This window comes from Mycobacterium sp. IDUB_3, assembly GCF_055419585.1.
This window is the reverse complement of record NZ_JBVAXZ010000001.1, coordinates 470,897-491,070: the sequence shown is the minus strand read 5'-3', so window position 1 is coordinate 491,070 and position 20,174 is coordinate 470,897. Positions and strand designations below refer to the sequence as shown.

17 protein-coding genes and 1 riboswitch are annotated in these 20,174 nt (G+C 67.0%); of the genes, 2 read left to right on the top strand and 15 right to left on the bottom strand.

The annotated features are described in order from the left end of the window. Positions 1–12 precede the first annotated feature (12 nt). Positions 13–2,343: an accessory Sec system translocase SecA2 gene (secA2, locus tag ACZYVJ_RS01940; protein WP_463829463.1), complete on the bottom strand. Its 2,331-nt coding sequence runs from the start codon at positions 2,341–2,343 to the stop codon at positions 13–15. Between the two features lie 37 nt (positions 2,344–2,380). Then, positions 2,381–4,024 carry an acetolactate synthase gene (locus tag ACZYVJ_RS01935; RefSeq protein ID WP_463829461.1) on the bottom strand — a complete coding sequence of 548 codons (1,644 nt, stop codon included), beginning with the start codon at positions 4,022–4,024 and terminating at the stop codon, positions 2,381–2,383. A gap of 93 nt (positions 4,025–4,117) precedes the next feature. Here ACZYVJ_RS01935 and ACZYVJ_RS01930 point away from each other — a divergent pair, with 93 nt between their 5' ends. Next, complete coding sequence (locus ACZYVJ_RS01930) at positions 4,118–6,037, top strand: ABC transporter ATP-binding protein/permease (protein ID WP_463829460.1); 1,920 nt, start codon at positions 4,118–4,120, stop codon at positions 6,035–6,037. Between the two features lie 164 nt (positions 6,038–6,201). On the opposite strand, the gene ACZYVJ_RS01925 is transcribed toward ACZYVJ_RS01930, so the two are convergent. The 3 genes from ACZYVJ_RS01925 to ACZYVJ_RS01915 form a co-directional block, all read right to left on the bottom strand. Beyond that, positions 6,202–7,695 (bottom strand): FAD-binding protein, encoded by a 1,494-nt coding sequence (locus ACZYVJ_RS01925; protein ID WP_463829459.1) that lies wholly within the window; start codon positions 7,693–7,695, stop codon positions 6,202–6,204. A 49-nt stretch (positions 7,696–7,744) separates the two neighbouring features. Further along, entirely contained in the window at positions 7,745–8,245 is a 501-nt protein-coding gene (locus tag ACZYVJ_RS01920) for a VOC family protein (protein WP_463829458.1), read from the bottom strand. A 135-nt stretch (positions 8,246–8,380) separates the two neighbouring features. Beyond that, complete coding sequence (locus tag ACZYVJ_RS01915; RefSeq protein WP_463829457.1) at positions 8,381–9,064, bottom strand: TetR/AcrR family transcriptional regulator; 684 nt, start codon at positions 9,062–9,064, stop codon at positions 8,381–8,383. Positions 9,065–9,186: 122 nt separating this feature from the next. On the opposite strand from ACZYVJ_RS01915, the gene ACZYVJ_RS01910 reads away from it, so the two are divergent. Next, complete coding sequence (locus tag ACZYVJ_RS01910; protein ID WP_463829456.1) at positions 9,187–9,633, top strand: nitroreductase/quinone reductase family protein; 447 nt, start codon at positions 9,187–9,189, stop codon at positions 9,631–9,633. Positions 9,634–9,639: 6 nt separating this feature from the next. Here the strand turns inward: ACZYVJ_RS01910 and ACZYVJ_RS01905 are convergent, their stop codons facing one another. The 10 genes from ACZYVJ_RS01905 to ACZYVJ_RS01860 all read right to left on the bottom strand — a co-directional run bounded on the left by ACZYVJ_RS01905 (position 9,640) and on the right by ACZYVJ_RS01860 (position 19,644). After that, the gene (locus tag ACZYVJ_RS01905; RefSeq protein WP_463829455.1) at positions 9,640–10,320 is read right to left on the bottom strand and encodes an Rv1815 family serine proteinase; all 681 of its coding nucleotides are present in this window, start codon (positions 10,318–10,320) and stop codon (positions 9,640–9,642) included. 91 nt (positions 10,321–10,411) lie between these two features. Beyond that, a complete protein-coding gene (locus tag ACZYVJ_RS01900; RefSeq protein WP_463829454.1) occupies positions 10,412–11,356 on the bottom strand; it encodes a sterol desaturase family protein in 945 nt (314 codons plus the stop codon). Between the two features lie 41 nt (positions 11,357–11,397). After that, on the bottom strand, positions 11,398–12,114 hold the full coding sequence (locus ACZYVJ_RS01895; RefSeq protein WP_463829453.1) for an MgtC/SapB family protein: 717 nt from the start codon (positions 12,112–12,114) through the stop codon (positions 11,398–11,400). A gap of 212 nt (positions 12,115–12,326) precedes the next feature. Further along, complete coding sequence (locus ACZYVJ_RS01890) at positions 12,327–12,650, bottom strand: DUF732 domain-containing protein (protein WP_463829451.1); 324 nt, start codon at positions 12,648–12,650, stop codon at positions 12,327–12,329. A 117-nt stretch (positions 12,651–12,767) separates the two neighbouring features. Further along, positions 12,768–13,094, bottom strand: a complete 327-nt coding sequence (locus ACZYVJ_RS01885; protein WP_463829450.1) for a DUF732 domain-containing protein — start codon at positions 13,092–13,094, stop codon at positions 12,768–12,770. A 23-nt stretch (positions 13,095–13,117) separates the two neighbouring features. Further along, positions 13,118–14,521, bottom strand: coding sequence for a PPE family protein (locus ACZYVJ_RS01880; RefSeq protein ID WP_463829448.1), 1,404 nt, complete (start codon positions 14,519–14,521; stop codon positions 13,118–13,120). A 68-nt stretch (positions 14,522–14,589) separates the two neighbouring features. Then, complete coding sequence (locus tag ACZYVJ_RS01875; RefSeq protein ID WP_463829447.1) at positions 14,590–15,849, bottom strand: PPE family protein; 1,260 nt, start codon at positions 15,847–15,849, stop codon at positions 14,590–14,592. A gap of 1,087 nt (positions 15,850–16,936) precedes the next feature. Beyond that, positions 16,937–18,145 carry a PPE family protein gene (locus tag ACZYVJ_RS01870; protein ID WP_463829446.1) on the bottom strand — a complete coding sequence of 403 codons (1,209 nt, stop codon included), beginning with the start codon at positions 18,143–18,145 and terminating at the stop codon, positions 16,937–16,939. A 16-nt stretch (positions 18,146–18,161) separates the two neighbouring features. Then, positions 18,162–19,325: a PPE family protein gene (locus ACZYVJ_RS01865; RefSeq protein ID WP_463829445.1), complete on the bottom strand. Its 1,164-nt coding sequence runs from the start codon at positions 19,323–19,325 to the stop codon at positions 18,162–18,164. 19 nt (positions 19,326–19,344) lie between these two features. Next, positions 19,345–19,644 carry a PE family protein gene (locus ACZYVJ_RS01860; RefSeq protein ID WP_463829444.1) on the bottom strand — a complete coding sequence of 100 codons (300 nt, stop codon included), beginning with the start codon at positions 19,642–19,644 and terminating at the stop codon, positions 19,345–19,347. 277 nt (positions 19,645–19,921) lie between these two features. Then, positions 19,922–20,097: riboswitch (M-box (ykoK) riboswitch) on the bottom strand. Positions 20,098–20,174 lie beyond the last annotated feature (77 nt).

Here is a 20,174-nt window from a genome sequence, read left to right as displayed (position 1 = left end):
CGGGCCATGGGACTAGCGGAAGACCCCGGGCAGGCTCAGGGTGGACAGCGTGTCGTCCGACAGCGGGTTGTCGTTGACCATGTACGTCCATGTCGACGTCGGCCGCGCCAGCTTGGACAGGTCCAGTCCGGGCTCGGATTCGAGCACGTCCGCGGTTTCGAACGTCTGCTGGGCCGCTTCGATCGCGTCCGCGGCCAGCGACGCGAACGCGTCGACCGCCAACCGGTGAAACTCGTCCAGCGGGTTCTGCCGGCCCAGCGCCCGCAGGTGGATGCTCTCGCGGATGTCAGCCAGGTACGCCAGATGGTCGGCCCAGCCGCGGTCGAGGTGATACAGCATGATCTGCCGGCAGATCGTCTCCAGGCGCTCCTCAGAGATTCCCTCGGTCTCGGCCAGCTCCTCGTAGCGCTTGGGTGCCAGCTCGGCGAGCTCCTCGCGCGCGGTTGGGTTGCGCAGCAACGTATTCCGTCGATCGACGATGATGGCGCGCTGCTGGGCGATCAACTGGTTGTAGCGCCAGGTGTTCGCGTGCACGTCCAGCATGCGGCCCTCGGCCACGCGCTGGGCGTGGTCGAGCAGGCCCGCGGCCTTCGGGCTGACGATCTTGCCGTCCTCGTCGGTCTGGGTCGGCAGCTTGTTGCTATCGAGGTTGGCGGCGACGACGTCGTCCTCCCAACTGGAGAAGAAGACGGACGACCCGGGGTCGCCCTGACGGCCGGCGCGGCCGCGCAGCTGGTTGTCCAGCCGCTGGGTGTGGTGCCGCCCGGTTCCGACCACGTGCAGCCCGCCCAGCTCGGCGACGCGGTCGTGGTCCGCCTCGTCGGAGCCACCCAGGCGGATGTCGGTGCCGCGCCCGGCCATCTGCGTCGAGACGGTGACGACGCCGAACTTGCCTGCCTCGGCGATCACCTGGGCTTCCTCGGCGTCGTTTTTCGCGTTCAGCACCACCGCGGGCACGCCGCGGCGCAGCAGCCGCTCGTGCAGCTCCTCGGATTCGGCCACGTCGCGGGTGCCGACCAGCACCGGCTGCCCGGTCTCGTTGACCTCGGCGATGTGCGCGACGATCGCGTCGTTCTTGGCCGCGGCGGTGATGTAGACCCGGTCCGACTCGTCTTCGCGAATGTTGGGCTCATTCGGCGGAATTGGTGACACACCGAGCTTGTAGAACTGGCGCAGCTGCTCGCCGGCGGCCAGCGCGGTGCCGGTCATGCCGCACACCGTCGAGTAACGGTTGATCAGCGCCTGCACCGTGATGGTGTCGAGCACCTCGCCGGTCTCGGTGGTCTCGATGCCCTCCTTGGCCTCGACCGCGGCCTGCAGGCCGTCCGGCCAGCGCTGCAGCTGCGCGATGCGCCCGCGCGCGGCGTTGATCAGGTGCACCGCGTCGTCGCGGACGATGTAGTGCACGTCGCGCTGCAGCAACACGTGCGCGTGCAGGGCGACGTTGATCTCGGTCAGCGTGGTGACGACGTGCTCCTCGGAGTACAGGTCGATGCCGCCGAGCGCCTTTTCGACCTTGCGGGCGCCGACCTCGGTCAGGTGCACGTTGCGGCTGTCGGCGTCGGTGTCGTAATCGGTGCCGGCTTCCAGCTGGCCGGCCAGCTTGATGATCTCCAGCCGCGGCGTCTCGCGGTGCGTGGTCCCTGCCAGCACCAGCGGCACCAGCGCCTCGTCGACCAGCACCGAGTCGGCCTCGTCGATCAGGGCCACGTCGGGGTTGGGCGATACCAGGTCGGCGACGTCGGTCACCAGCTGATCGCGCAGCACGTCGAAGCCGATCTCGTTGACCGAGGCGTAGGTGACGTCGCACCCGTACGCGGCCCGGCGTTCCTCGCTGGTGGACTCGGCGGTGATCCAGCCGACCGTCAGGCCCATGGCCTCGATGACGGGACCCATCCATTCCGCGTCGCGACGGGCCAGGTAGTCGTTGATGGTCACGACGTGCACGTGCCTACCGGCCAGCGCGTACCCGGCCGCGGCGATCGCGCCCGCGAGCGTCTTGCCCTCACCGGTGGCCATCTCGATGACGTCGCCGGCCAGCATGCGCAACGCGCCCAGCAGCTGCACATCGAACGGCCGCAGCCCACTGGCCCGCTCGCCGGCCTCACGCGCGATGGCGAGGAATTGCGGGATGTCCTCGGAATCCGCGAGGTCCTCGAGGTTGAGCAGCCCGGCCGCCTTGCGTAGCTGCTCGTCGGTCAGCCCGGCCGCCTCGTCGTCGTACTTTGACGAGTCGGTGACCTGGGTGAGGGAGCGGCTGCGGTCCTTTTCGGTGCTGGCGCCGAGCAGCTTCCAAAAGCGGCTGCTCAGCCGGCCGGGTTGAGCGCGGGTCGTCTTAGGCACAGGTCAACGGTACGCGGTGACTTCCCGCGCAGATTCATCAAGCGAGGCTCGAGCGGCGTGGATACGCGACGTCGGGGTCGGTGAGCACATTGACGACGGCGGGCAGCCCGCTGGCGAAGGCGCGTTCCAGGGCGGGCCGCAGTTCGCCGGGCGCGGCGACCAGTTCGCCGTGGCCGCCCAGGGCGCGCACCACCTCGTCGTAGCGGGTCCCCGGACGCAGCTCGGCCACCACCGAATAGCCATAGAGAGCTTTCATCGGGTGGTGTTCGAGCCCCCAGATGCCGTTGTTGCCGATCACGGACACGACGGGCACGTTGTGTCGAACCAGGGTGTCCCATTCCATGCCGCTGAAGCCGAACGCGCCGTCGCCCTGCAGCAGCACCACCTGACGTTCCGGGTGGGCCAGCTTGGCGGCCAGCGCGTAGCCCGGGCCCGATCCCAGGCAGCCGAAGGGACCGCTGTCCAGCCAGCACCCCGGTTGATAGCTGTCGATCACCCGCCCGGCGTACGACCCGAAATCGCCGGCGTCGATCACGACGATGGCATCGCGATCGAGCATGGGTGCCAGCTCCGCGTACACCCGCATGGGGTGCAGCGGGATGCGGTCGTCGGCCAGCTCGGCCTTCTCCTTCGCCCGCGACGCGGTCTCGGCGGTTCGCAGGTCGCCGATCCAGTCCCGGTGGTCGGTCCCCGTGGCGGGGGCAAGGGCCGCGAGGATCGTCAACAGGTCGCCGTACAGCTCGGCCTGCACCGGCCGCGGATGGCGGCGTTCGGGTTCGACCCGGTCCGCCACGATGAGTTGGGTCTGCGCCCCGAACACCGCGCCGAAGCCGAGCCGGAAATCCATCGGCACGCCGACGATCAGCGCAACGTCGGCCTCCCCCAACGCTTTTCCGCGAGCCCGGGAGAACGCCAGCGGATGGTCGGCGGGAACGGCGCCGCGGGCCATCCCGTTCATCAGCACCGGGATCTGGAGTTCCTCGGCTAGGCGCAGCAGGGCCGCTTCCCCACGCCCCCACCAGACATTGGTGCCCGCCATGATCACCGGCCGCTGAGCCGCGGACAGCAGGGCCGCGGCCCGGCTCAGGGATTCGCCGTCGGGTGCTGGGCCGGGCGGCAGGTCGGCGAGGGCGCCGGGCCGGCCGTCGTCGTCGGACATGGAGAACGCGTAGTCCATCGGGAAGTCGACGAACCCCACGCCCGACGGCGCGCCGACGGCGGCGCGCAGCGCGTCGTCGACGAGTCGGCCGGCGTCGTCGGCCGACTGTGCGGTGGCGGCGAAGCGGGCCAGCGGTGCCACGAACGGCACGTGGTCGATCTCCTGCAGCGAGCCCATGCCCCAGCGCTGCGCCGGCGCCCGTCCGCCCAACACCACCAGCGGCGATTGGTTCTGCTGCGCCGCCGCCATCGCGCTCATCCCGTTGGTGATGCCCGGCCCCGCCGTCAGCGCGGCCACGCCCGGCGACCGCGTCACCTTCGACCATCCCTCGGCGGCGAAGGTCGCCGTCTGCTCATGACGGGTGTCGATCAGCCGAATACCCTCCTCGCGGCAGCCGTCGTAGATGGAGAACAGGTGGCCGCCGGATAGCGTGAAGACGGTGTCGACGCCGCTGGCCCGCAGGCGCCGCGCGACAAGTCGTCCGGCGTGCAATGTTTGTGCGGGGGTGGCGTCGGTAGTCATGACCGCAGCCTAACCAGGTCCGTCGGGTACCTTCGCCGAAGGATTTGAAGTTGAGGAGTGTTTGACCACCTCGACCGTAAGGAGACGTCGACGATGGGTCCGAAGCCCTTCAAGCCATCGATCAACTGGTCGGCGGCACCCATGGATTCATTGCGGTGGGTCGCCATTGCGTGGGTGGTCAGCGCTGTCTGTCTGTTCGGGGTCCTGCTCGCGTTCCGCTTTCTCACCCCCTGGGGGCGGCAGTTCTGGCGGATCACCCGCGGCTACTTCGTCGGGGCACACAGCGTCCGGGTGTGGGTCATGCTTGGGGTGTTGCTGTTGTCGGTGCTGTTGTCGGTGCGGTTGGTGGTGCTGCTCAGCTACCAGGGCAACGACTTGTACACCGCGGTACAGAAGGCGGTCCAGGGCATGGCCGCCGGTGACGACAGCGTCAAACAGTCCGGGGTACATGGCTTTTGGATGTCGCTTGCGATCTTCAGCGTATTGGCGACCCTTTACGTCATCCGGTTCGCGGCCGACGTCTATCTGACGCAGCGGTTCATCATCGCCTGGCGTATGTGGTTGACCTCCCACCTCACCGACGACTGGCTGGAGGGCCGGGCCTACTACCGAGACCTTTTCATCGACAACACCATCGACAACCCCGACCAGCGCATCCAGCAGGACATCGACATCTTCACCGCCAATGCCGGCGGAACCCCCAACATCCCGTCCAACGGAACGGGCAGCACGCTGCTGTTTGGGGCGGTCAACGCGGTGGCCTCGGTGATTTCCTTTGCCGCGATCCTGTGGAACCTGTCCGGGGACCTGGATCTTTTCGGCGTGGTGTTGCCGCGCGCGATGTTCTGGACGGTTCTGGTCTACGTGCTGATCGCGACCGTCGTCGCGGTTTGGCTTGGGCGCCCGCTGATTTGGCTCAGCTTCAACAACGAAAGGCTGAACGCCGCCTTCCGATACGCCCTGGTGAGGTTGCGGGACGCCGCGGAGGCGGTCGGCTTTTACCGCGGCGAGCGGGTCGAGCGGGCGCAGCTGTGGGGGCGCTTCACCCCGATCATCGGCAACTACCGCAATTTTGTCCGACGGACCATCATTTTCAACGGGTGGAACTGGTCGGTGTCGCAGGCAATTGTCCCACTGCCGTGGGTGATTCAGGCGCCGCGGCTGTTCGCCGGCAAGATCGATTTCGGCGATGTGGGCCAGACGGCGACGGCATTCGGCAACATCCACGACTCGCTGTCGTTCTTCCGCAACAACTATGACGCGTTCGCGTCCTTCCGCGCGGCGATCATCCGATTGCACGGACTGGTCGACGCCAACAGCAAGGGCCGCGCGCTTCCGGCGATTCTGGTCAAGCCGAGTGAAGAGACGGCGGTTGAGCTCCGCGGCATCGAGGTGCGCACGCCGGAGGGCGACCAGCTGGTCGACTCGCTGGACATCCAGCTCGACCACGGCGACACGCTGGTGATCACCGGCCGATCCGGGGCCGGCAAGACGACGCTGTTGCGCAGCCTGGCCGAATTGTGGCCGTACGCCTCGGGGACCCTGTGCCGCCCGGACGGCGACAACGCGACGATGTTCCTGTCGCAGCTGCCCTATGTGCCGCTCGGCAGTTTGCGCACCGTGGTGTGCTACCCGAATTCGCCGGACAGCGTCTCCGATGAGGAACTGCGCGACGTGCTCACCAAAGTGTCGCTGGCACCGCTGATCAACCGGCTGGACGAAGACCACGACTGGGCCAAGGTGCTCTCCCCCGGCGAGCAACAGCGCGTCGCCTTCGCGCGCGTCCTGCTCACCAAGCCGAAGGCGGTGTTCCTCGACGAGGCCACCTCGGCCCTGGACGAGGGCCTGGAATTCGCGCTGTACCAGTTGATCCGGTCCGAGCTGCCGGAGTGCGTCATGGTCAGCGTGAGCCACCGGCCCACCGTCGAACAACACCACGAGCAGCAGCTGCGTCTGCTCGGCGGCGGCCCGTGGCAACTGGGCCCGGTCGAGAAGGCTCCGGCGCCGGTCTAGGACGCCTAAATGCGATGCCGGGTAAGAGCTTCCACGCGGACGACGCTTGCCGCCTGCGCCGCTGGGATGATGCGGCAAAGGTCGCAGACCGGCGCGTCCCACCGATGGAACACTATCGGGAAACCTTGGCGACCCTGGTGCAGTTCAAGGCATCGTCATAGCGCTTAAGCTCCCGCGGCCCGTCCGGCCGCGTGCGCTCCCGCGCGGCGGCCGAAGAACGACCCCTCACCGAGCTGCGTCCCGCTCGCGTAGCCCTTGCCGTCCTGGGCGAGGTTGGACGCGCACGCACCCGCGGCGTACAAACCGGGCACCACGCTGCCGTCGGCTCGCTGCACCTCGCCGTCGACGGTCACCGCGAGGCCGCCGATGGTGAACCCCGAGTACATCGCCCGTCCCAGCGACAGGTCGAACACCGCCCAGGGTCCATTGTCTTGGGGTGCAAGGAATTCCGGCTGTTTGTGGAAGTCGGGATCCTCGCCTGCGGCTGCGTGCTTATTGTAGCGATCCAGCGTGGCCGCGAGATTGCCCGCCGGAATACCCAGCGCCGCTTCCATTTCCGCGATCGTCTCGTACCCGTCGAGGAAACGGATCAGCGGCATGGCAGGCATCTCGGAGTGCGCCTCGTCGACGATCAGGTACGCCGTCTGGTCGGGCTGCTCCAACACGAAAGCCGAAGTGCGCGAATGGTAGGAGTCCTCGGTGACGAACCGCTGGCCCTCCTTGTTGACGATCACACCGGTCAGCAAGACCTCCGGCGGATAGGCCGCGGCGGTGATGAACAGCTCGTCCATGTTCTTGGTCGCACCACCCGCCGACACGCCCATCCGGATGCCCAGCCCGTCGTCGTTGGGATTGCCCAGGATGTAGGGCGCCACCAGGCCGTGATGTTTGGTGCGCCGCTCCTGGCCCAGCGCGGGCGTGTGCTCGGCGACCATCTCCGGGTTCATCGCGAATCCGCCCGCCGCGATGATGACGGACTTGGCCTTGATGGCACCGGTGTCGGTGAAGTGCTTCCACGCGGCGCCGACCACGCCGCCGTCGTCGCCGGTCACCAGGTTGGTGACCGCGGTCTCGTAGCGGATCTGCACGCCCAGGGCGTCGGCGCGTTTGAGCAGCAGGTCGACGACCATGCTGGCGCCGCCCAATTCGCCGGGCACCGGCACCGAGTGCCCGCGCGGTGCCGGCTTGGCCCGCTCGCAGAAGGGCCAGACCTTCTCATTGCCGGTGTAGCTCAGCCCCTCGGTGCCCGGCGGGACGACGACCTTGCCCGGGTAGTAGCTTCGCTCGAACTGGAAACCCAAGTCTTCCAGCCAATTGAAATGCTCGACGCTGCCGTCGCAGTAGGCGCGGATCTTGTCGAGTTCGGGTTCCCGCGACACCTCTACCAGATACTTGTACATCTCCTCGACGGAATCGTCCTGACCGGTTGCCTGTTGCACCGCCGTCCCGCCACCGAGGTAAAAGTGGCCCCCGGCAAGCGAAGTGGTGCCGCCCGCCGCGGCCGCACGTTCGAGCACCAGCACCCGTGCGCCGGCCGCCGCCGCACTCACCGCGGCGCAGCCGCCGGCGATGCCGAACCCGATCACCACGACGTCGACGTCGTCGGACCACGTGTTCACGCCGGCCGCACTGACTGTTGCCGGTATCTCCGTGCTCATTGGCGCCCCTCTTCCTCATCGCTGCGTTCCACTTCGTCGCCGAGGCGGCTCACCGCTGCTCCTGTTTGATGTAGTCGTAAAACGCCCTCATTTCGGGCGAAACGTACGCAAGCTCCACGTACGGCACGCCTGCCTCCGGCGCTGAAAGATAGACGAATCGGATGCCGCCGGGCATCACGCCTCGCTGCACAACCGCGGCGCCCCGCTCGGCGGCCTCGGTGACCGCCGCCTCCAGCCGGTCGGGGCTTTCGACCTCCATGCAGATGTGGTGCAAACCCGGCCCGCATTCGGACAAAAAATCACTATAGATGTTCTCGCCGCGAACCGGTTGGATCAGTTCCAATTGCATGTCACCGAGGTAGCTCAACGAGATGCTGGCAAAGAAGTCGGCGGGCCGGCCATGGTAGCTACACGCCTCCGGAGCAAAGTGCACATCGGGTATGCGCACCCACTTTCGCACACCTAACAGGCCGGTGAGGGCCGTTTCGGTGGCATCCAGGTCGGTGGTGACCCAAGCGATCTGTGTCGGTGATTGAACGGGAAGCGTCATCGCCTCGCAGAATAGTCCAGCCTCCGGGCCGCCAGAAAGGGCCCGAATAAATTTGCCATGACGAGCCCTTCCGGTCGGCGAACCAGCGGGTGAACACGTTCTAATTCTGGTAGTGCCCGCGGTCGCGGCGAGGCATCAATGCCGGGTCAGGACATCCACCAGCAGCCGCAGCTGAGCGTCGAAAATGGTTTCCGGGTCGGTCAGGGTATCGGCGCCGTACTGCCCGAACACCTCGAGGCTGATCGCACCCAGCACCCCCGCCCACAGCAAAAAGCATTTGGCGAGCACCTGGTCATCCCCGGGGAAGCCGAACTCGTGCCGAATCCGTTCGAAGTCGGATGACATCGGTTGCGGGGCAAGATCATTCGTCAGCCGAATGTCGCCGGTGGCGATTCCGGCCGCCACCGCGTCGAACAACGCCGCGACCACCCTGGTCCCCACCGCGACCGTGCGCTCGGGTGGCGCGTGATATCCGGGAACGGGACTGCCGTACAGCAGGGCCCAGCACGCCGGGTGCGCGACCGCCCAGCCCCGGGTCGCCCGCGCGATGGCGACGACGTCGTCGCTCCACAGGTCCCCGACCGTCTCGCGGGCGCGATCCACGGCGTCGGCCAGGTCGGAATAAGCGTCGACCAGCAGCAGGGTCAGCAATTCGTCGCGGCTGGACACGTAGCGGTACACCGCCGAGGACACCATGCCCAGGTCGCGGGCTATCGCCCGCACCGACAGTCCGGCCGCCCCGCGCTCCGCCAGCTGGCGGTGACCGAGTTCGATGATGCGTGCCTCGATCTGCTCGCGCGATTCCTGGCGTTTGCCCACGCGGCCAGTCTGACACAACTGAGAACACCGCTCTTGCTTTCCGTGGCGCGGTGTGGCAGCGTGTTCAAGTCAGAGAGCACCGCTCTCATTAGCTTGACCAGGATTCGCTGAGAGGCCGCACCATGTCCACCCGTTATGAAGAACCGAGCCGGGCCGTCCGCGCCGCCAACGGGGTCATCCGCTGGCTTGCCGAGGCGGGAATCAGCATCGCCGGGACCCGGGCGCTGCGCGTCCGCGGCCGCAAAACCGGGAAGCAACGCGCGGTGGTGATCAACCTGTTGACCGTCGACGGCGTGGACTACCTGGTCTCGCCGCGCGGCAATACGCAGTGGGCACGCAATGTCCGGGCGGCGTCCGTCGTCGAGGTGGGTCCCCGCTGGCACCGGCGGCGCGTGCGGGCCGACGAAGTCGACGACGCGGCCAAGCCCGAGCTGCTGCGGAGCTACCTGGCCAGATGGTATTGGCAGGTCAAGGACTATGTCGCCGGACTGACGCCGGACAGCACCGACGAGCAGTTCCGCGCCGCCGCGCCCTCGATTCCGGTATTCGCCCTGACCCCGGCGGGCTGACCGCCCCTAGTGCGCGTTGTCGCGCACTCCGAGGTCCTCGCGGACCTCCTCCGAAGTCGCCCCCCATGACACCGCGGCCGGGAAGTCCCCCCACACGCTGTTGAAGATCCCGACGATCTGCCCGGGGCCGCCACTGGGCGCCAGATACACCGGTCCGCCCGAATCGCCGTTATGGCTCTGCACGCCATGCGACATGGTGAACCAGCCGTTGTTCACGCTCTCCACCGTCCCGCACGTCTCCCCGGTGATCACGCCGAAGTGGCAGACCGGCTGCCCGGGCGCAAGCGTGAGGCCGGGGTCCGAGACCAGCGGCCGGCCGCCCGGCAGGATGTTGTTCGCCGTGACGCTGCTGTCCAGCACGATCGCTTCGTAGTCGTTGATCACCTGGCTCGTCGACACCGTCGTTCCGCTGGGGGTGTTGTCTCGGAAAGCGGCCATCCGGCCGATGACGGCGCCGCCCCGATCCGTCACCACGCCGCTGCCCCCGCCCCGGCAGTGCCCCGCGGTGAATGCGATTTTCAGGCCCGGGTCGACGTATCCCAGCGTGCAGACGCGGTTGTCCTGGCGTATTTCCATGCCCGGATACACCACGACGTCGGCTTTGGCCGGCGCCGCCGGCACAAAGGAGGCGAGCGCCACGACCGTAGCCGACGTGGCGAACGTGCGCGTTGCCAGACGATGCACCATGAACTCCGATCCACGGGCCGATACCGACGGGAGGGCGAGGTTACGGGTAACCGCCTCCACGCTCAGCTTTTCGCGCCGGCCTGCGCAAATGTTACAGGGAGGTCACGGCCGGGGTGCCGGCCTCGGCGTGACGGGCCGCACGCGGCAGCCAGCCGGGCGGCCCGAACACGTAACCCAACCGATCGCGCAGGCGCGTCGCCGAGCGCCAGTCGCGGGCTATCGCGACGTATTCGCGGGTCTGCAGCGTCCAGATGTTGAAGGTGTCCACGCGCTTGGTAAGGCCGTAATGTGGCCGGAACAGCTCGGCCTGGAAGGTTCCGAAGAGCCGGTCCCAGACGATGAAGATGCCGCCATAGTTCTTGTCGAGATAGACCTTGTCCATGCCGTGGTGCACCCGGTGATGCGACGGCGTGTTGAACAGGAACTCGAACGGCCGCGGCAGCTTGTCGATCCGCTCGGTGTGAATCCAGAACTGGTAAATCAGGTTCACCGAGAAGCTGAAGAACACCATCCACGGCGGAATTCCCAACAGCGGCAACGGAATCCACATCAAGATCTCGCCACTGTTGTTCCACTTCTGGCGCAGTGCCGTGGCGAAGTTGTAGTACTCGCTGGAGTGATGGGCCTGGTGGGTTGCCCAGATCAATCGCACCCGGTGCGCGATCCGGTGATAGGCGTAATAGAGCAGGTCCACTCCGACAAGCGCGACGACCCAGGTGTACCAATGCGTCGGCGACAGGTGCCAGGGCGCGACGTAGGCATAGATCGCGGCGTAGCCGAGCAGAGCCAGGGTCTTCCAGCCGGCCGTGGTGGCCACCGACACCAGCCCCATCGAGATGCTCGCCACCGAATCGCGGGTCAGGTGCGCCCCCGACGCCGGCCGCGCCGTGTCGGCGGCCTCGGCCGTGAGGTGTTCCAGCTTGCGAGCCGCGGTCCATTCGAGGGTCAGCAGCAGCAGGAAGAACGGGATGGCGACCAGCACCGGATCCCGCATCTGCGGAGGCAGGGCGGACAGGAAGCCTGACAGGGCACTCACACAGGTAAGACTACGACGAGCGCCGCGGCGTCCGTCCGCCCTCAGCGACGATCGTCGGACTGCGCTTCGTCTCCGGCATACCACTGCACCGCGCGGACGCCGGGCAGCAGCGACAGTTCGGCCACCAGTCGCTCCAGCCGGGCCGGGGCGTCGCCGTACATCAGCAGGTGGGCGGTCAGGGTGACCTCGTCGCCATCCGGGTTGCCGGTATGGATTCCGCGAAGCGTGATGTCGTTGCTGCCGGCGTGCTGAACGATCTGGGCCCGCGCGTACTTCTCATGCTTCGGACGGCAGACCACCTGTACGAGGTAAGGCACCAGGCTCTCATCCTCTTCCGCACTGTTGTCGCGGTCGATCAGGCGGCCCAGCGGGCGCCCCAGCAGGTGGATGCCGATGACGGTGCCGGTGCCGATCAGCGCGAACACCAGGTGCCCGGAAGCGGCCAGCACGCCGATCGCGGCCGAGCACCAGAGGGTGGCGGCGGTGTTGAGGCCCCGGACGTTGACGCCCTCACGCAGGATCACGCCACCGCCGAGGAACCCGATGCCGGACACGACATAAGAAGCGACGCGGGTGGGGCTGGTGTCGGAGGTGGCCGCCGCGTACAGCACGAACAGCGTCGCGCCTCCGGCCACCAGTGCGTTGGTGCGTAGGCCCGCGCGTCGCGCCCGCCATTGCCGTTCCAGGCCGATAAGGGCGCCGCAGCCCACGCCGACGCCCAGCCGGAGTACGAAATCGAGAGCGCTCAGCGTCTCCAACGACACGCTCCTTTCCCTGCCGTCGAGTATCCCCGACCGCACCTGACGGTTCCGGCTGCGGCCCCGGCGTGGTGCCGGTTGGCGCAGCTAAACATGTGCAAGTGAACGGCAGATAGACCCGAGCCAAATCGGGCGCGGGGCGGCCACATCCGCGAAACCGGCGCGCCGTCGATTGGTTGCGCCGCGGTCACCCGCTGCGCGGTGACGCCGGGCTACCGCCGGCTAAGTTGCTGCGGGCAATAGTATTTCACCGCGATCGCCAAGAACGACGTTGCGTGATCGTTGGTGAGACCGGGGTTTTCGCTCTTGAGTTCGTCGACCATTTGAGGGCCGAACTCGCCGTTGCCCATTGACACGCACACCGCCTTGGCGAATTTCATCGCCCCGTCGGGGGTCGAGTAGGTGATGCCCGCACTCCTCAGGGAGGCAAGGAAACCGGCCTCGTCGACGCCGGGCGGGCCGGGGTCACCATGCCCCGGCGGGGCCATTCCGATCGCGGCCGAAACGCCGACAACCAGCGCTGGCAATAGTCTCATGCGGCGCGATTGTTCCACGGGGCCATCTCGGCAGCGTTCGGCCTCGACTCGCAAATACCCTGAACGCCAGGGCATTCGACCCGCGTAACCGTTAGCAGGTTCACCGCCCGTGGTGTGTCACGCCTTGGAGAGTTGGTGGGGGCAATAGAACTTCGCGGAGATCATCGCGAAGTTGGACGCCATCTCCATGTCCATGCCCGGATTATGGGTCTTCACGTCGTGGACCAACTCCAGGCCCGACTCGCCGTTGTTCAAGCACGAGCACACCGCCCTCCCGGCGGCGATGGCCGACCCCGGATTGTTGAAGCTGAAGCCGGCTTGCTGCAGCGCCGCGACGAACCCGCCGTCGTCACCATCCGGCTCGGGCGGAGGAGTCGCGTACGCGGGAGCGGCAAGCCCGATCGTCGTAAACGCACCGAGTAGTGCCAATAGTCGTTTCATCATCCGTCACCCTTCTGCGTTGCCTGTCAACCGGATTGGGCATCGGCCGGCAGGACCTTCGACTTGTCGCCCTTTTTCAGATGCACCGCGTGGATGCCGGGCTTCTTGGCCAGCTGTTCGAGGAGCGCGTCGAGATTCTCTTGGTCGACGTTGTGGTGCTGGACGCTTTCCGGCTTCTCCGAGATCTGTGCGACGAGACGTTTCAGCTGTTCCGGCGATTGTTTGTCTTTGAGGTCCTTGATCGGGGTCATCCGGTTACGAACGCCCGCACGGACCATGGTGGGTCCACCGGAACCCATGGCGCTGCCCAGCATCCCGGCCAGTCCCATCGAACTGAACAGACTCCCCTCGCCCAACGCGGCCGCGGGCACGGTGTCCGCCCCCGCGGACGATAGGGCCGCAGCAACGGTCCTGATCGACGGGGTGGTCGTGGCCCAGCTCGGCGGGATCGACAGCTTTCCGACCAGGGTGCCGGCGTTTCCCATGCCGGCGATCGGGCTGATCGAGCTGTACAGGGTGCCGCGACCGAAACCCAGCGCGCCCAGGCCGGCGCCCAGCGCATCTTTGGGCAGCGCGCCGTACCCGACGGGCGGTGCGAACTTGAGCCACTGCGACAGTGGGAAGTTGATCAGCAATCCGACGTCGTTGAACTGCGTGGTCAGGCCCAGCGGCACCTTGACGGCGTTGTACAAGCCCGTGTAGAAGCTCGACCCGCCCGGAAGGCCGTTAAGAAGACCCGTGACGAACTGGTTGTAGAGATAGGCGAGGTTCGCCGGGCCCGAGAACAATCCGCTGTAGGGCAGAGTGGTCGTGGCGGCGCTCGCCGCGGTGTTCGCCACATTGGCGGTTGGCGTGCTGGCTGCCGAACTCACGGCGGCGGCTTGCATCGGCGCCGCAGCATCATTGGTGGCCTTGGGCGCCGGGCTGAACTGCGTCAGCTTGTTGGACGCCGTCGCCGACGAGGCGAAGTAGGTGTCCATCGCGGTGGCGTCCTGAGCCCAAAACTCGCTGTACTGCGCCTCATTCGCGGCAATCGCCGCGGTGTTCTGCCCGACGATGTTCGTCGCCACCAGTTGGGCCAGCAGGGTGCGGTTTTCCGCGATCACCGCCGGTGGCACGTGGGCGGCGAACGCCGTCTCATAGGCCGCGGCCGCTTCGGTGGCCTGGGTCGCGGTTTGGGCGGCCTGGGCGGCGGTTTGCTGCATCCAGGCCACGTAGGGGGCGGCCGCGGAGGCCATGGCAAGCGACGACGGACCCGTCCAGGGTCCGGCGGTCAGGTTAGCGAGCACCGACGCATACGACGACGCCGTGGACTGCAATTCGGTGGCCAGGCTCTGCCAGGCCGTCGCCGCGGCCACGAATGATTCCGACCCCGGGCCGCTGTACATCCGGCCCGAGTTGAACTCCGGCGGAAAGGCTCCGTAAAACATCTCTGGTACCCCTTACCTGGGTGTTCTAGCGGAAAGTGATTGCCTGCCAAACGGTTTGGTCATCGCCGTCATTCCTCAATGCACGGGATCACGATGATGGTGGCCGCGGCCGGGTCGGCCTCGGCGGCGACGCCGCCCAATGAGGCCGCTGCCGAGGCCGCGCCGCCTACCGGCCGGGTCGCGGCGGCGGCGACGGCGCGACCGGCCAGGCTGGACAAGGCCATCTGGCTGAACACGCCCTCTTCGCCGGCCATCGCGGCAGGCGCCGCCGCCAAGTTGGTCGGCATCGCCAGCATCCGGAAGGCGGGGGCAGCTTCGGTCCAGCCCTGCGGCACCGACATGCTGCCGACCAGGGCGGCTTTGCCCATCGACCCCGTCGCCTGCCCCGCCCCGACCGCGGAACTCAGCATGGGCTTGACCGCGTTGGCGCCGCTGGTCAGCGGTGCCAACGCCCCGGAGATGGCTTTCGGCCCCGCCAGATAGGCGGCGGCGCCTTGTCCGTTCTGCCCCCAGGCGTAGGCCTGGCCGAATGACAGGAACGGACCGCCCGGGATGCTGCTCCAGGACTGCGGGGAGAACGGCCCGGTGGCGACCGACCAGAACTCGTTCCAGTTGGTTATCGCACTCGGCAGGGTGAGTGACGAACCAGACGCCGCCGTCGTCGTGGTGCTGGCATTGCTCGCGGCCTGTGCCGCCGGCTGCATCGTGGTGCTCAGTTGGGACAGGTGGCTGACGGTGTTCGCGCTGGACTGCCCGGTGCTCTGGGCGACCGCGGCGGCTTGCGTCGGACCGGCCGAGTCGTTGGTGGTCTGGGGTGGCTCGGCGAACGAGGTCAGCTGAGAGGCGCTCGCCGAGGCCGCCGCGTAGGCGTACATCGCGGCGGCATCCTGCGCCCACATCTCCATGTAGTGGGCTTCGGTGGCGGCGATCGCCGGGGTGTTCTGGCCGAGGATGTTGGTGGCGACCAGGGTCGCGAGCAGCGAGCGGTTGGCGGCGATCACCGGCGGCGGCACCGTGGCCGCGAACGCGGCCTCGTAGGCGCCGGCCGCGAGTTTCGCCTGGGCGCCCGCCTGCTCGGCTCGCGCGCCGGTGGCGTGGATCCAGGCCACGTACGGTGCTGCCGCGGCCGCCATCGCGATCGAGGAGGGGCCCGTCCACGGACCCGTCGCCAGAGTGTCGATCGTCGAGCCGTACGACGCCCCGGTGCTCTGCAGCTCCGCGGCCAATTCATCCCAGGCCGCGGCCGCGGCCAGCAGCGGCCCCGACCCCGCTCCGACGTACATCCGCCCCGAGTTGTATTCCGGCGGATAAGCCCCGAAATCCAACACCTAAAACCTCCGGTCCCTCATCTGACCGCCATGGTAGGCACCGCCTGGTGACCCCGGCATCGACAAAGTTGCAGCTCTAAGGGAATTCATCAACTCTGCTACGAGACACATGTGCAGATTCCATGTGCTGCAGACAATAAAGCCATCCTGCTCCTAGCTCTGGATCGGCGCCTAAATGGCGTGCGAACGACTAGTCAAGCCACGCTGCTTTTGTATTGACGATGGTGCCCATCACTTATTTCGTCGGGCGTTCCCGTCAGGTAAACCTTTGTAAAAAATAAATATCGGGAGTCTCGACGGTCTGTGAGAGAGACCGGCTACCACCACTGGATTAGTGGCACATATCACTTTCCGAGGCGCTTGTGGGCAGCATTCGACAACGCCCGAACTAAATGAATATGCATTCCGCAAGCGGCGTAATCAACAACCCGTAGATCGGCGCCATCGCCAATCGTATAAAGCGCTCAGAAATTATCTCTCTCAAGTCCGGTCAAGAATATCAGTAACCTCCATATCAATCTCTATATATCGCGGATCCTGATATATCCGGGCCCGCACTGGTGGCTTCCGAAGCAAAGCTGTCATACAAATTCGCTGCCAGTATCTATTCGGCGTATTTCCATTCCCGGGGTTCAATTGCGACGAACTCCAGCCGACGACGCTGTCGGCATTTGTATGGCGCTCCCCGTGGGACCGGACCTGCTGGGGCCGGAAGTCGGCCCGCTCGCGGAAGACTTGAGGCGACGACCGACCATCGGCGCTGAACTCCCGCACGCCACCGAACCGGCACGGCCCCAGAAACCCCCGGCGACAGGCACATCCGAGACCATGGCCCCGCGCCCGACTCCATGCAGTTGACCGTTCTCCTCGACTTCACCTATACGAGTAGACGTGGACAATCTGCCGTGGCACTGATTAGCTACTGACAATTTCCTGTGTGGCAATCTCGATAGCTCACAAGGGTTTTTGGGCCCCTGTGAGCCACACATTGCTAGCCTCATGCCGTTGCTGGGGTTCCCGCTATTTGCCAGATAAGGATTGTGAAAAAGTGCCGTTGGTCAACCGTTAATTTTGATTGCGCGCGTTGTTAACCGGCGGAGGGCGGACGGGCCATCACTCGGGGCCGGAATCCATATAGGGGCGCGGCCAACTCATCCTCGTGTGCGCCCGGCACGGCGCCCACCGGCATTCCCGGCATTCCGACCGGACCGGCGTCCTCCATCACCATGGGCGTCGTCCCCAGAACGCCGTGATACATCCCCGCCCCCAGGCGGGTTGTCGCCGCCACCGGGGTGATGGCGGCCCCCGTCGCACCCCAGCTCGACGGGACGGCGAGGGTGCCGACCAGGCTCGCCTGGCCGACACCCGCCGAGGCCGCAAGGCCTGGTAGGGAGCCGAGCTGGCCGCGGCTCAGGCCCGCGGCCAGCTCGGCTCCAGCCGCGTCCGCGGCGCCGTCGGCCGCGTTGGGAAACACGGAACTGAAGGCGGTCACCGAATCGATCATCGACGTCGGGTTCAGTAGCCCGCTGGTGGTCAAGGCGTTGGAGAAGTTGGCCACCGAAGCGTTGTTGAGGAAGCTGCCCAGCAGCGAGCCGTTGGAGCCGTCCAGGAAGTTCATCAGCCCGGCCAGCCCCGTGGTGGACGTATTGGTGTTGGGCGCGAGCCCCAGCCAGGCCAGCAGTCCGCCCGTCGAGCTGCCCGAGGCCGCGTTGGTCGAGGCAGTGGCCGCCTGGGCCACCGTCGCGGCCTGCTCGGCAACACCGTCGGTGCTGGTGGTCGGCGATGGTGCGGCCATTGGCGTCAGCTGGGTGGCCTCGCTCGAGGCGTTGGCGTAACCGTTCATCGCGGAGGCGTCTTGAGCCCACATGCCGGCGTACTGCGCCTCGATGGCCGCGATTGCAGCGGTGTTCTGCCCGAACAGGTTGCCGGCCAACAGGTTTGCCAGCTGCATCCGGTTGGTCGCGACCACGGCAGGCGGCACCGTCATGGCGAACGCTGCCTCGTATGCGGCCGCCGCCGCGGTGGCCTGCACGCCGGCCTGTTCGGCCGCCGCCGCGGTGCTGCTCAGCCACGCCACGTAGGGCGCAGCCGCGGCCGCCATCAGCACTGACGACGGACCCAGCCAGCCTTCGCCGGTCAAGCCCGCTATCACCGATCCATAACCGGTTGCCGCAGAACGCATTTCGGCGGCCATCGTGTTCCAGGCGGCGCCGGCGGCCACCATCGACGCCGGCCCGGGGCCCGCGTACATGCGAGCCGAGTTGATCTCCGGCGGAAACGCCGCAAAATCGAACATGGCACTGTCTCCTTGCTTATCCGGCGGCAGGCGGGCGTGGCATCACCACGGGCCGGAATCCGTATTTCGGGATTGCGCGACGGCGCCCGCCCGCCGACCCCAGGGGCCCGGCAAAACCACCGGGCCCGCCGGCCGCCGGGGCCGGCGAGCCGATGTCACTGAGGCCGTTGGCCGGTGCCGCGACTTCGCCGGGATTTATGTTGGCCGACGAAGCCCAACTCGGCGGCACCGACAACGACCCCACCAGGCTCGCGTGCCCCCGTCCCGCCGAGCCGCCGGCGCCAGCCAGTGCGGCCGGAATCGATGCACCCGAACCCAGCTCCGACAGCTCCCCCAGTCCGGCCAGCGCCGCGGCACCCGTGGACGACTTGCCCGCGTTCATCAGCCCGGCGGCCGTCTGCAGGATGAACTGCGGGTTGAACGGCCCGCCGGCGAGCGCGCCGTTGACCACCGCGGTGCTGAAGAAGTTGCTGTTCGTGAAGGTGCCGAGGGCCGAATTGTCCGAGCCGCTCAGCAAGCCCGCCAGCGATGACGACAGCGAACCAGGCGACGAGGAACCCCCGCCGGCCGACGACAGCACCGACTGCGCCGAACCCGCCGGCGTTTGGGCCGCCTGAGCCACCGTGTTCGCCTGCGCGGCCACGCCGTCGGTGTTCGTGGTGGACGGCGGCGCAGCCAGCGGCGTCAGTTGCGACGCGGTGCTCGAAGCGCTGGCATAGCCGTCCATCGCGCCCGCATCCTGCGCCCACATTTCGGCGTACTGCGCTTCGGTTGCCGCGATCGCCGGAGTGTTCTGACCGAAGACGTTGGTCGCCACCAGCATCGCGAGCTGAGCCCGATTGGCCGCAATCACCGGCGGGGGCACGGTCATCGCAAAGGCCGACTCGTAGGCGGTCGCGGCGGAGAAGGCCTGGCCGCTGGCCTGCTCGGCCTGGGCGGCGGTGCCGTCCAGCCAGGCCAAATAGGGTGCGGCCGCGGCTAACATCGACATCGACGAAGGCCCCAGCCAGCCGGCACCGGTCAGTTCAGTCACCACCGACCAGTAAGAGGCTGCAGCCGAACGCATCTCCGCGGCCATCGTGTTCCATGCGGCAGCGGCGGCCAGCATCGGCCCCGAGCCGGGGCCGGAATACATTCTGGCCGAGTTGATCTCCGGCGGCAGTGCCGCAAAATCCATCATGATGGATACTCCACAATGCTCAGCGCGCTGAAGCCGCGTTGATTGCCTCGGTGGCCGCGTACGACTCGGCACTGGCCCGCAAGGTGACCACGAAGTTCTCATGCAGCGCGGCGGCTTGGGTGCTCAACGTCTGGAACACCTGCCCGTGCTTGGCGAATCGCGCCGCCGTCAGCATCGACACCACATCCGCGGCGGCAGGCACCACCCCGGTCATCGGGGCGGCGGTAGCCGAATTCTGCGCAGTCAGCGCCGAACCGATCTCTTGCAGCCGGCCGGCTGCCACCGACAACGATTCCGGCTGTGCGGTAACAAAGTTCATCACAAATCTCCCCACAAATATCGGCAGGCCAGGGTGTGGCCATGCCGCGGGCGCGCGCCGACGCCACACGTCAGCGAGTGCGCATGCTACGAAAATCGGCTAACTACAAGCCAATTCAGGAAATAACGATGCCGAGGCCGGATCGAAGCGAAATGGTCAACAATCTGGCATACGGTCTGTCTTCGGGACTAATTCGCTCTCACCTCCTCAAGGCCAGGGCACGCGGGGGCGCCACACGGTGCACACGGGGAGGAACAACCAGGCGAAACGGCCGGCTGCGGCACCCCTCTCGTCAGAGCTTCGGCACCACACGGCGTATCCGGCCAACCAAAGCCGGAAGCCACTTGGGCTCAACCCTTAATCCGGGAAGAGCTGTCCTGACCCTGGGCGTCTTTCGACGTTCGAGGTCAGTGGCCTGTATCCGTGCAGACGCCTCACCTAGCGAGGTGCTTGCATTGGCAATGGTGGCACTCGGCCCGCGCTGAGTCAAGCTGACGTACAACGCATTCCCCCGCCGTCACCCGCAATGC

What these genes read in the sequence shown, in the direction of transcription:
- ACZYVJ_RS01935 (WP_463829461.1), bottom strand. Translation starts at nt 4,024, where the DNA reads ATGACTACCGACGCCACCCCCGCACAAACATTGCACGCCGGACGACTT.
- ACZYVJ_RS01930 (WP_463829460.1), top strand. Translation starts at nt 4,118, where the DNA reads ATGGGTCCGAAGCCCTTCAAGCCATCGATCAACTGGTCGGCGGCACCC.
- ACZYVJ_RS01925 (WP_463829459.1), bottom strand. Translation starts at nt 7,695, where the DNA reads ATGAGCACGGAGATACCGGCAACAGTCAGTGCGGCCGGCGTGAACACG.
- ACZYVJ_RS01920 (WP_463829458.1), bottom strand. Translation starts at nt 8,245, where the DNA reads ATGACGCTTCCCGTTCAATCACCGACACAGATCGCTTGGGTCACCACC.
- ACZYVJ_RS01910 (WP_463829456.1), top strand. Translation starts at nt 9,187, where the DNA reads ATGTCCACCCGTTATGAAGAACCGAGCCGGGCCGTCCGCGCCGCCAAC.
- ACZYVJ_RS01905 (WP_463829455.1), bottom strand. Translation starts at nt 10,320, where the DNA reads ATGGTGCATCGTCTGGCAACGCGCACGTTCGCCACGTCGGCTACGGTC.
- ACZYVJ_RS01890 (WP_463829451.1), bottom strand. Translation starts at nt 12,650, where the DNA reads ATGAGACTATTGCCAGCGCTGGTTGTCGGCGTTTCGGCCGCGATCGGA.
- ACZYVJ_RS01885 (WP_463829450.1), bottom strand. Translation starts at nt 13,094, where the DNA reads ATGATGAAACGACTATTGGCACTACTCGGTGCGTTTACGACGATCGGG.
- ACZYVJ_RS01880 (WP_463829448.1), bottom strand. Translation starts at nt 14,521, where the DNA reads ATGTTTTACGGAGCCTTTCCGCCGGAGTTCAACTCGGGCCGGATGTAC.
- ACZYVJ_RS01870 (WP_463829446.1), bottom strand. Translation starts at nt 18,145, where the DNA reads ATGTTCGATTTTGCGGCGTTTCCGCCGGAGATCAACTCGGCTCGCATG.
- ACZYVJ_RS01865 (WP_463829445.1), bottom strand. Translation starts at nt 19,325, where the DNA reads ATGATGGATTTTGCGGCACTGCCGCCGGAGATCAACTCGGCCAGAATG.
- ACZYVJ_RS01860 (WP_463829444.1), bottom strand. Translation starts at nt 19,644, where the DNA reads ATGAACTTTGTTACCGCACAGCCGGAATCGTTGTCGGTGGCAGCCGGC.